The sequence below is a fragment of the Schaalia vaccimaxillae DSM 15804 genome, from assembly GCF_000420425.1.
Classification (GTDB): Bacteria; Actinomycetota; Actinomycetes; order Actinomycetales; family Actinomycetaceae; genus Pauljensenia; species Pauljensenia vaccimaxillae.
Map to the genome: position 1 here is coordinate 222,735 of NZ_ATUX01000008.1, position 11,249 is coordinate 233,983.

General features: G+C 55.7%; 8 protein-coding genes and 1 pseudogene. 2 read left to right on the plus strand and 7 right to left on the minus strand.

Annotated features, from left to right (window positions below):
- Window positions 1–30 precede the first annotated feature (30 nt).
- From G439_RS0107870 to cysS, 7 genes are all read right to left on the minus strand, one after another.
- Entirely contained in the window at window positions 31–1,470 is a 1,440-nt protein-coding gene (locus G439_RS0107870) for a GH1 family beta-glucosidase (protein ID WP_022868636.1), read from the minus strand.
- Window positions 1,467–3,767: an alpha-xylosidase gene (gene yicI, locus G439_RS11590; protein WP_022868637.1), complete on the minus strand. Its 2,301-nt coding sequence runs from the start codon at window positions 3,765–3,767 to the stop codon at window positions 1,467–1,469. The genes G439_RS0107870 and yicI overlap by 4 nt, the downstream gene beginning before the upstream one ends.
- Before the next feature lie 27 nt (window positions 3,768–3,794).
- Window positions 3,795–4,643, minus strand: coding sequence for a carbohydrate ABC transporter permease (locus G439_RS0107880; protein ID WP_022868638.1), 849 nt, complete (start codon window positions 4,641–4,643; stop codon window positions 3,795–3,797).
- Between the two features lies 1 nt (window position 4,644).
- A complete protein-coding gene (locus tag G439_RS0107885; protein WP_022868639.1) occupies window positions 4,645–5,616 on the minus strand; it encodes a carbohydrate ABC transporter permease in 972 nt (323 codons plus the stop codon).
- 66 nt (window positions 5,617–5,682) lie between these two features.
- A complete protein-coding gene (locus G439_RS0107890) occupies window positions 5,683–6,987 on the minus strand; it encodes an ABC transporter substrate-binding protein (protein ID WP_022868640.1) in 1,305 nt (434 codons plus the stop codon).
- Window positions 6,988–7,197: 210 nt separating this feature from the next.
- Window positions 7,198–8,217, minus strand: a complete 1,020-nt coding sequence (locus G439_RS0107895; RefSeq protein WP_022868641.1) for a LacI family DNA-binding transcriptional regulator — start codon at window positions 8,215–8,217, stop codon at window positions 7,198–7,200.
- Window positions 8,218–8,343: 126 nt separating this feature from the next.
- Entirely contained in the window at window positions 8,344–9,795 is a 1,452-nt protein-coding gene (gene cysS, locus G439_RS0107900; protein ID WP_022868642.1) for a cysteine--tRNA ligase, read from the minus strand.
- Window positions 9,796–10,169: 374 nt separating this feature from the next.
- Here cysS and G439_RS12225 point away from each other — a divergent pair, with 374 nt between their 5' ends.
- Both G439_RS12225 and G439_RS12230 read left to right on the plus strand, forming a co-directional pair.
- Window positions 10,170–10,688 carry a DUF6318 family protein gene (locus tag G439_RS12225; protein WP_131333594.1) on the plus strand — a complete coding sequence of 173 codons (519 nt, stop codon included), beginning with the start codon at window positions 10,170–10,172 and terminating at the stop codon, window positions 10,686–10,688.
- Between the two features lie 52 nt (window positions 10,689–10,740).
- A pseudogene (locus G439_RS12230) lies at window positions 10,741–11,249 on the plus strand (hypothetical protein); the annotation flags it as partial.

The window sequence follows — 11,249 nt, forward strand, 5'->3', positions numbered from 1 at the left end:
GATCTACACACCAACCCGCCGGAACATGCGTCAGTCGATGTTATTGGTCTTCGCGATAGCCCCAGTTTTAGCCAGCTTTGAGTACCAGTGTGCGGAATCTTTCCAGGTCCTCTCAAAGGTGTCATAGTCGACGTGAAGGATCCCAAATCTCTTTGAATATCCGTAGGCCCATTCAAAGTTGTCCATTAGCGACCATGCAAAATACCCGCGCACATCAGCCCCCGCTTCTATTGCCATACGGACCGCCTTAATGTGATCGTGCAGATAACGCACTCTCTGAGGATCGTGAACTCGCTGCTCATTTGGATCGACACGATCAGGATCCGGGTAGGCGGCTCCATTCTCGGTCACCATGAGCGGCAGATCGACATACTTCCTTGACAGGCTCACCAGTAGTTCAGTCAGTCCAGTGGCATCCACCGGCCACCCCATCTCCGTGTACGGGCCAGGCTGCGCCACAAATTCCACTCCATCCGCTCCGATCCATGGTGTGGCAGCCGAATTACCATGCCCATCGGCACCCGATGCTCCCATACCCGGTTCGCACGCACGCACGAGAACGGGGCTGTAATAGTTCACCCCGAGGACATCCAGCCTCGTCCTAGTAATCTCCAGATCTCCATCAAGAACGAAGGACCAGTCGCAGTGGGGAGCAGTAATGTCCAGAAGCATGCGCGGGTACTCACCCTCAAGAATTGGACCGAGGAAAGCCCCATTCGCAAGAGATTCAATTTGCTCAACTGCCAGCAGATCCTGAGCAGACTGTGGATCATCGCCGCGTACTACGTGCAAGTTAAGCGTCACTGAGATCTTCGCAGCGTCGCCAACCTCATCACGGATAGCACGGGCAGCAAGTCCATGCGCAAGATTGAGATGGTGGACAGCAGCAAGAGCCGCCGCCGGTTCCTGCCGACCAGGAGCATGAACACCCGAAGCGTAGCCAAGATATGCCGAGCACCAAGGTTCGTTCAGCGTTGTCCAGACCGATACCTTCGAGCCGAAGCGGCGGGCAAGGACCCGAGCGTAATCGACAAAGGCAAGAGCTGTTGAACGTGAGGCCCACCCCCCCTCATCCTCAAGTGCCTGCGGAAGATCCCAGTGATAAAGAGTAAGAATTGGCTCAATTCCTCGCGAGATGAGCTCATCGATGATGCCCTCATAGAAAACCAGGCCATCTTCGTTTATTTCACCTCTGCCCTCCGGCAGAATTCGAGGCCATGAGACCGAGAAGCGGTAGGCGCCGATACCGAGCCTTTCGAGTTCATCAATGTCCTCCCTCCAGCGGTGATAGTGATCGCAGGCAACGTCACCTGTATCTCCTCCCAGAGTCCGACCAGGAGTGTGTGAGAAGACGTCCCAGATCGATACCCCTCGTCCTGCCTCGTTGGCTGCACCCTCAATCTGATAAGCAGCGGTAGCAGTTCCCCACAGAAAGTCTTGGGGGAACACTGTCATCGATTGCTCAGTCATGCGTTAGCTCCTTCATCGATACGGATTTCCAGCAATCGTTCACCTGTGTTGGGCTGATAAACATGCCCATCGATGTCCACCAACCACGGCCGATCCGAATCGGTGGTTACACGAATCTGTCCACCACTGCGCACAACATGGAAACGCGCGTCAGCGGCACCTACCCCAGCATCACCTGCTGGTACAAGAACAGTTGAATCATGTCCATCCTGAAGAGCAAACATTTTAAGAACTACTCCATCAGCCCAGTCATATTCGGGACGATCATTGACGGCACCCACAGCCAGGACAGAGTTTTGGCGGACGTAAAGGGGGAGGGAGTGGAAATCATGAAGCTCATGAATCCACTTGCCACCTTCTACGGTTTGTCCAGTCAGGAGTGAAGTCCAGCGTCCGGCTGGAAGATAGACATCGACGTCGCCGCTACTGGTGAATACCGGGGCGACGAGTAACGAGGAGCCAAGCATGTACTGCGTATCAATGTCGAATACCGCCCGGTCCTCAGGGAATTCGAGGACCATCGGCCGCATTACAGGGATTCCTTCGGCAACTGCTTCTCGAGCAGTAGCCCCGATGTAGGGCAACAATCGCATCTTCAAATTCGAGAATTCACGTGTGACGTCGGTGGCCTCCTCGTCGAAGGCCCAAGGGACGCGAACGGAATTCGATCCGTGGAAGCGCGAGTGAGAGCCGAGGAAGCCGAAAGCAATCCACCGCTTAAACACTGCTGGGTCGGGAGTTCCCTCGAACCCGCCGATGTCGTGGCTCCAGTATCCAAAGCCAGACATCGCCAGAGAGAGTCCACCGCGCAAGGTCTCCCCCATTGAAGGGAAGGTCGATTCGCAGTCGCCGCCCCAGTGGACCGGCATCGCCTGACCACCGATCGTTGCTGATCGAGCAAAGAGTGTAGCCTCGCCGTAGCCAAGCCTCTCTTCAAGAACCTCGAACGCCGCACGGTTATAGAGGCCGGTGTAGGCATTGTGCATAGCGATTGGATCCGAACCGTCAAACCATTCAATCCCGGTAACGGGGATCCGCTCACCAAAATCAGTTTTGAAGGAATCCACACCTAGATCAATGAGAGCGCGGAGCTGATCCTTGAACCATTCGACGGCTTCTGGATTTGTGAAATCAACGAGCGACATCCCCGCTTGCCATAGGTCTGTCTGCCAGATTCCTCCATCCTGGGTGCGCAGCAGGTACCCCTTCTCGGCTCCCTCATCCCACAGGTGAGACTTCTGCGCAATGTACGGATTGAGCCATACGCATACCCGTAATCCGCGTTCTTTAAGCCGTGACAAGAAGCCCGCGGGATCAGGGAAAGCAACCGGATCCCACACGAAGTCACACCAGTGGAATTCACGCATCCAGAAAGTATCGAAGTGGAAACACGACAGGGGCAGTCCCCGCTCTGCCATGCCGTCAACGAAAGACATGACAGTGCGTTCGTCGTAGCTGGTCGTGAAAGAAGTTGTCAGCCAGGTTCCGTAGGACCATGCTGGCACCTTCGGCGGACGACCAGACAGAGCTGTGTATCTACGCAGAATTTCCTTAGGCGAGGGACCATCGATCAGGAGGTACTCGAGCCGATCGCTACAGACAGAGAACTGGACTCGAGATACTGCTTCCGATCCAACTTCAAACGAAACATCGCCCTGATCGAGGACAAGGAGGCCATATCCGGCTGTAGAAATATAGAAGGGAACGTTCTTGTATGCCTGTTCGGATGAGGTACCGCCGTCCTCGTTCCAGATATCGACGCTCTGACCATTTTTAACGAAAGCGCCAAAGCGTTCACCCATTCCGTAGATCCGCTCACCCGGATGCATTTGGAGCTGAACGTACGTATAGCGTTTCCCCTCGGGAGAAATCGCATGGCCGATGCCCCTAGTTGGGCAGGAGGTCACCGCTCTGTCCCCCGAAGAAACCTCGAATCCCCATCCGGCTTCACCTGGCATCTCAATGGCCAGATTTCCGGCATTCAAACGCAAATGCTCTTCCCGCGATTCAACTCCGCACGGGAATTCTGCCGGCAGATTGAGATTGATGGCAGGCCGACGGGTGCGTCGCCCCTTCCATCGTTCGACGGTCACTTTAATGACGCCCTCAGCAACCGGCGTGACATCGACTTCGAAAGTCCCGGTATTGAGCGTGTCTCCTCGCGTTTCAACATTTTTTATCGGTGCGAGGAAAGAGATCTTAGGGACGTGGCAGTCAACCTCGAAGCCGCGCATCTGTCGAGCCCGTTCCACGGTCCAGCCGCGACGATCAAGCCAAAAACCATCAGAAAATTTCATAAATGCACTCCTTGATGTACGGCCACGTTATTTCACTGCGCCAGCAGTGATTCCACGTGACAAGGTCCTTTGGAAGAAAAGGAAGAAGAGGAAAGTCGGAATGAGTGATAGAAGGGCCCCTGCGTTCAAAGTGGGGACATCCAGCATGCGATCCCCCTGCAACGAAGCGAGCGCAATCGGAACTGTCTGATTCGTATTCGATGTCAGCATGACCATCGGAATAAAGAACTCGTTCCATGTCCAGATGAAGAAGAAGACCATAAGGACGCCCAGTGTCGGACGAACATTAGGGAAGACGACGGAGCGCAGAATCCTCCATCGCGAGGCTCCATCGATTTGGGCAGCCTCAAGAAGTGCCCTTGGGAAAGTTCCTAGGACAGAAGCTAAAAGGTACGTTCCAAAAGCAGATTGGATGACAGCAAAAATAATGACGATCGACCAGGGATTGTCGTTGAGGCCAACGATTCGCGCCATCGTAAACAGCGGGTATACAAGAACTTCCTGGGGGAGCATGTTCGCCAGAAGAAACACTCCAATGAGGAAAGAACTGCCTTTGACCTTACCGATACCGATCGCAAACGCGCTGAACAGCGAAATGGCAACACCAAAGAGTGCGACGAGGCCGGAGGTCCACACCGAGTTCCAGACTTTCAACGGGAAGTTAGTCCTTTCCCAGAAGTACTGGAGTCCCTCGGTATGAAAATGGTTCGGGAGGGCGAGGGGACCACCACTCGAATAATCGGTGGAAGACTTAAATGCATTGAGCAGCATAAGGAGGATGGGCGAAATCATGGCGATGGCCACGACCGAGCATAGCGCGAGGATCACCCATCGCTGCCATCCACGGTGGAATCGATCATTCTGTTGAGGCGCCATGTCAGTACCCCCTTTCCTCACGTTTAGCCGAACGGTTTTGAAGGACCTGAATAACGGTGGCAATGAGGACGATGACCAGTGTAAGGACCGTAGCAATCGCCGCTCCGTAGCCCACTTTCGATTTATCGAAGAAGTTGAGATACGAGTAGTACGACGGAACCAGGGTCGAGGATTCCGGTCCTCCCCTTGTTAAGACATAGACAGGGGCAAATACTTTGAGTGCGGCAACCGTACAGGTCAACACGATGACAAATGTTTCGGGTTTGATCTGCGGAATGGTGATCGCTTTGAAGCGCTGCCACCATCCAGCACCATCGAGTTCAGCAGCCTCGTACAGTTCCGGGTCAACACGTTCAAGCGCCGACATGAAGATAACCGTGGGATAGCCGATCTGGATCCAGATCAGGACCAACATGACCGAGGGCAGTGCCGTAGAAGTCGATCCAAGCCAGTTCGGCGGGGCGGTCAAGCCCGCCGACCGTAGGAGTGAGTTGAGCGCGCCTGTTTCAGCGTTAAGGATCCAGTTCCAGACGATTCCAGCAACAGAGATTGGAAGGATCTGCGGCAGATAGTAGGTGGCGCGCAGGAAACTGGCCACTCCGGAGGTGAAATGCTTACCGATGTAATCGAAAAGTACCGAGGCCAGGAGAAGTCCGATGAGCGTCGGAACGATCACCATAGCAACGATCATGAAAAGAGAGTTTTTGAAGGAAAGCCAGAATGCCGAGTCGTGAAGAAGGTTCTGGTAATTTTCCAGACCGACGAACTTCATCTTCGACATGCCTCCTTTCCACTTCGTCAACGAGTAGTAGAGATTGAGGACGAAGGGGATGAGAATGACGACGATGAAGCCAATCATTCCCGGGATGAGGTATGGCAGATAGCCGATAGAACTGCGCTTCTTTTTATGGCGTTCTCCACTCTTGCTCCGTGGATCAGCTTTGCGTTCCGTTAGCGTCGTTGCATAGACCATGTCTCACCTTTCCTGATCGTGTCGAGTTGTGGTGGGCGGCGGCCCAAGGGGCCGCCGCCCTGGGGTTTACTCACCCGTCAGTTCGGATTTGCCTTCCGAATAGAGCTTTCCGAGGGTCGTCATGGCGTCTTCGGGGGACTTCGAACCGCTCATGATGGACTGGAGATTGGAAACAATCTGGTCATAGAAGCCCGGAACCGGCCAATCGGGGTAGTACGCGAGGGCGTCCTTCTCAGCAAGGCTCTGGAAGTTCTCGGTAAGAGTCTTTGTTTCGGGGTCGCTGATCGAGTCGGTGCCGCCAACTACAGGCAGGCCGCCTTCCTCACCAAGGATGTTTTGAACCTCGGGACGCAGAGTGATATCGATGAAGTCGTAAGCCAGCTCTTTATTCTTCGCATTTTCCGGAACAACCCACAGGTTGCCCGAGGAACCGAGTGCGTAGTTGGAGGGGAAGAGGAACTGGCCGAAGCCGTCACCCATTTCAGTCTTGAGTCGCCCGAACCACCAAGAGCCCGAGACCATCATCGGGTATTTGCCTGCGATGAAGCTCGTACCCATATCTTCGGCTGCCAGGCCTGAGGAATCTGCGGAGATATAGCCTGCATCAACCCAATTCTTGAAGAGCTTGGCACCCGAAGCGATGGGATCGGCGGTCCAGTCAACATCGGCGTCGAAGAATTGGTAGTTACGGACGAACTCGTCATCAGCCCCGGTCAGGACCAGGTTATACCAAAGCTGTCCCATCGGGTACTCGGCTCCCGCTTCAGCAAGCGGGGTGATGCCCTTTGCTTTGAAGGCATCCATGACGGCAATGAATTCGTCGAGGGTCTTGGGAATTTCCAGTCCCGCATCGGCGAACATCTGTCGGTTGTAGTAAACGAACACAAATTCACCGTAGTTGGGAACGCCGTACCACGAGCCTGAACCCATCAGGCCATCTTCGGTGTATTGGGCGGTTGCTGAAATCGAAGCGGGAAGGGATTTGTCCCAGCCGCGTTCTTTCGCCGTGTCGGTGAGGTCGGTGATGAGCCCTTGGGAGGCGAGTTGGCCAGCAGTTGCGTTGCCCTTGTTGTATTCCATGATGTCGGGCACTGAATCGCCAGTCAGGACGATTTTGGCATTCTTCTGGATCTGTTCGAAGGTCTGCTCTTCGGTTTTGACCTCAACGCCGGGGTGTTCTTCTTTGAAGATCTCAATGGCTTTCGCCCAGGCTTTGCCCATTGCGGAGTCATCGGTCTCGTAGTCCCAGATGGTGAGCGACTTACCTTCGGCAGAATTCGCCTCGGAATCAGAGCCGCCGGAGCAGGCAGCCATGCCCATGGTCATGGCGAGTGCAGCCGTAACGGCCACAGCACTCGTGAATTTCTTCATGAGATTGTCTCCAATCAATGTGTTGTGGTACCCGGGATCCCGGGCGTTGGGGAGATGAGTAAACACCTATTATCGAAGCGCTTCGATTACGCGACGATTCTCCACATGGACAGAAAACGGATTCAAGATGTCAACTCATATCCTGCGTACGAACAACGACGTCCGCACCGTAACAAGCAGGCTTGACAGTTGACCCATCAAAGCCTCGAATTACACCGCATCAGAAGACGCGGACTGAACCGACCCCCTCTCTCGATATTCTGGAGAGTAGAGTTCCACCTTTGGAACCTGCCCCTCCATCAACGCAAGGATCATTTCAACCGCTTTGACCCCTGACTGGGTGGCATCCAAAGGAACCTCATCAAGAGGAACCACAAATCTATTCGTATCGAAGCAGGCGCACGCCATGAGCACCGACAGCCCCCCGGACTGCCCGATCGTCTCAACAACACCCAGCTCACGAGCACTTGCAAGCACCGCATTTACTTCAAATTCATTGCAATCAAGAACGATCGCACTCAGATCTGAAGATTCCGCGAAGGCACGAGCAAGAGCATCTTCCCCGCCAGTAGGAACAAATATCGCTTTAATGCCCAGGCTGTCAGCATAATCAGCAAACTCACGCCTAAATCGCCAGGCGAACCCCATTCGCCTTTCATACAAGGCTGCGGAATGTCCGATCAGACCAATTGAGCGATGCCCCAGCTGCGCAAGGCGTTCGACGCATAGCCTTGCCGCAGCCTCAAAATCCATGTCAACACAAGCCACTCCTTCGCAGTCCTCGGGAAGGCCGATAATGACAGCGGGAACATCAAGGGAGCGAATAACTTCAACTCGTTGGTCATGGAGGCAGACATCCATCATGATGATGCCATCAACCAGATCAGTATCAACCACCCTACGGATCGCCTCGACAGCGTCTTCCCCCGACTCTGTCAGGAGGATAACGTCATATCCACGATCCCTTGCTGCACCCACGACAGACAGCACAAATGCCATGAAGGACATCGGGTACGTCTCGGAGTGCATCGGTGCCGAGAACGCCAAAATCTTCGTGCTTGCCGATGCGAGCATCCTCGCACCAGCGTTGGGTCGATAGCCAAGTTCGTCGATCGCCTTTTCGACACGAGCTGCGGTCGCCGCCGAAATAGGACGTTTTCCCGACAAGACGTATGACACCGTGGAGATGGACACGCCGGCACGCGCAGCAACATCTGAAACAGTTGCCATGCCACCCCCTTGTATCGAAGCGCTTCGATTACTGTGAAAAACAGCATACGCCTCGACACTCTTGGTTGCAACACCCACTTGACATCTATGCCTCACGGCCCTGCGGTGCGGCCAGGGTCACGCAAGTCAGCCAACGTGCCAAGTGGCGCCGTCGCGCCCGTCCTCGACAATGATTCCGGCCCCGGCCAAACGATCACGCAACTCGTCGGCGCGCGCCCAGTCCTTGTCTGCTCGAGCCGCAGCCCGCTCAGCGAGCAGGGTTTGCACCAGCGCATCCAACGCCTCGTGTTCGGCTGAATCGGTTCCCTCGCCGAGCCCCATTTGGCCGCGCCACTGCTGGCCCGCCGGATCCAAACCCAGCACGTCAAGCATTGAGCGCACGAGCACCTGTTCGCGCCGAACCGCCGCCTGATCTGCCGCGTCAATGGCGGTGTTACCTGCCTTGAGGTGCTCGTGGATGACAGCCAACGCTCCGGCAACATTGAGGTCGTCGTTCATTGCGGCAACGAAACCTTCGGGCAACTCGGATGCGGGCAGGGCGATTTCCTCAGCCGAAGCCTCGCCTGCAACTACGATCGAACGCTCAACGAAACTAGAGAATTTCGTCCACGCGGCGTTGGCCGCGGGCAGGGTTTCCGGAGCCCATTCGATGGCGCTGCGGTGATGGACGGTCGACAATGCCCAGCGCACGGCAACCGCGGGAAAGTCTTGCGTCAAGGCCCCGATAGACAAGACGTTGCCCAGCGACTTCGACATTTTTTCGCCCTTGGTGGTGACCCAGGCGTTGTGGACCCACAGACGTGCGAACCCCCAGCCTGCAGCATGAGACTGCGCCTGCTCGTTCTCGTGGTGCGGGAAACGCAGGTCGATGCCGCCGCCGTGGATATCGAATTCGTCGCCCAGGTAGCGTCGGCTCATGGCTGAGCATTCCAGGTGCCAGCCGGGGCGGCCTCGTCCCCACGGAGATTCCCACGAGGCGGTGGCAGGCTCGCCAGGTTTGGTGGCTTTCCACAGGGCGAAGTCTCGGGGGTCTTTTTTGCCCGCTTCGACGGCGGCATCAATCTGAGCTTCGTCTTCGGTGGTGCGCATATCGGCGAGGCGTTGGCGGGTGATGGAGCCGTAATCGGGCTGGCTGTGGACGTCGAAGTAGACGTTTCCATGGCCATCATCGTAGGCGTGACCGCGGTCTACGAGGCGGCGGACGAGGTCGATCTGGTCGGTGATGTGGCCGGTGGCGCGCGGTTCGTAAGTTGGTGGTAGGACGCCGAGGGTGTCGTATGCCTGGGTGAATTCTCGTTCGAATTGGTAGGCCCAGGCCCACCAGAGGGCTCCGGATTCTGCCGATTTGTTGAGGATTTTGTCGTCGATATCGGTGATGTTTCGGACGTATGTGACATCGAGGTCGCTGCGGCGCATCCAGCGAATCATGGCGTCGAAGGCGATGGCTGCACGCAGGTGGCCGACGTGGGGGGAGCCTTGGACCGTGGCTCCGCATAGGTAGATGCCGACGTGACCGGGCGTCACTGGGTCGAGGGGCTGGAGTCGGGCGGTTTTGGAGTCGTGCAGGTGCAGCGTCATGGCTCGATCCTATCGGGGAGGGGACGAGGGCGAGAAAGCGGCGCCCACAGTTGGGGACTTCGTGACGTGTGTCAGGCTTCTCCTTGCTGTCTCCCTCTGCGCCCGCTCCTTTTCTTTTCCGCGAGGGACGCCCATAACTTTGCCGAGGGACGCCCATAAGTCTCGCGAGGGGGGCTCGTGTGTGTTGGTGGGTGGGTTGTGCACATTTTTGGGTAAGTGGTGGCGTTTGTGGGTGTGGGGCTTTTACGGTAGGAGCCGTGATTAATCGTGGTGTGTTTTTTGGGCGGGCGTTGGCCTGTGTGGTGGCGTGTGTTGTGGTGTGTGGGTGTGCCAGCACCGGCTCGTCTGGCCAGTCGGGTCAGTCTGGTGGGTTGGTGGATGTGGTGATGTCGGGCGGTTATGTGGTTGGTGAGGACGGGAGTTTGGTTCAGCCCCATGTTGTGGTTGAAGAGCCTGTGTTAAATGCTGCGGGTTTGCAGTTCAATGAAACAGGCGCCACCTATGCTGCCCAACACTTCTTAGCCCTGACCCAATACGCCTGGCAAACCGGCAACACACAACCCATGAAAGACTTTTCAACTTCTGAGTGCACACCATGCCAAGAAATGATCGCTGAAATTGAGGATGTCTATTCGGGTGGGGGCTGGGCAAACGGTGTTCGCTACACAGTTTTAAAGAGGGTGGGTACCACTCGGGTGAATGAGCATCAGGATCTAGGACAGGCCTACAACGTTTCACTTGAGATTTTGACGAGTACGCACGACATATATAGTGACGGTCGTCTTGAGGAGGCTCCAGAGGAACACGCGTTTGTTGCATTTTTAATGAGTTGGAGTGGAGATTCCTGGCAGGTTGTCGGTGGCGCATCGGAGGTCGCCGGTGATGAACATTAACGTTCTGCGGTGCATAGGGTCTCTTTTGCTTTGTTGTTTCCTGCTAGTCGGAGTGCATTCTTCGACAGCGTTTGCTGACGGCGGTTGGGGATCGCGCACAGATGACGATCGAGTCATCATTGAGGGATACAACCGAGTCAAACCATCCAGAGGGGCAGACATTGCTCCAACGACTTCTGAAGCTTCGGTTGTTTCTGGTGTTGGTTGGGAGGAGTGGTGGCGCGAGCGGGTTGCTAAGTGTGAGGTGTTGAAGATTTCGGGTGGGTGGGATTCTGATCCGGATTGTATGGGGATTACGTGGGAGCCTGACCCTGTAGACAGTGAGCCTGGTGGGAGTGTGGATGTGCCTTCGGGCGCTCAGATCATTGAGTATGCGACTGCCACTGTTCAAGCCAAACCCGCAGGCCTTGTTGTCCAACCCTCCACCCGAGCGTTGGTGTCTGTGCCGACTTTGGTTCACGCCACCACTCCTACCCAAATCTTGTCGACTAGTTTGTTGGGTCAACCCATTGTGGTGACGTTGCAAGCGACGTCGTATTCGTTTGATTTTGGTGACGGCAC

Bases quoted from the DNA above. Each gene is read 5' to 3' on its own strand.
- G439_RS0107870 (WP_022868636.1), bottom strand. From the start codon at position 1,470: ATGACTGAGCAATCGATGACAGTGTTCCCCCAAGACTTTCTGTGGGGA.
- yicI (WP_022868637.1), bottom strand. From the start codon at position 3,767: ATGAAATTTTCTGATGGTTTTTGGCTTGATCGTCGCGGCTGGACCGTG.
- G439_RS0107880 (WP_022868638.1), bottom strand. From the start codon at position 4,643: ATGGCGCCTCAACAGAATGATCGATTCCACCGTGGATGGCAGCGATGG.
- G439_RS0107885 (WP_022868639.1), bottom strand. From the start codon at position 5,616: ATGGTCTATGCAACGACGCTAACGGAACGCAAAGCTGATCCACGGAGC.
- G439_RS0107890 (WP_022868640.1), bottom strand. From the start codon at position 6,987: ATGAAGAAATTCACGAGTGCTGTGGCCGTTACGGCTGCACTCGCCATG.
- G439_RS0107895 (WP_022868641.1), bottom strand. From the start codon at position 8,217: ATGGCAACTGTTTCAGATGTTGCTGCGCGTGCCGGCGTGTCCATCTCC.
- cysS (WP_022868642.1), bottom strand. From the start codon at position 9,795: ATGACGCTGCACCTGCACGACTCCAAAACCGCCCGACTCCAGCCCCTC.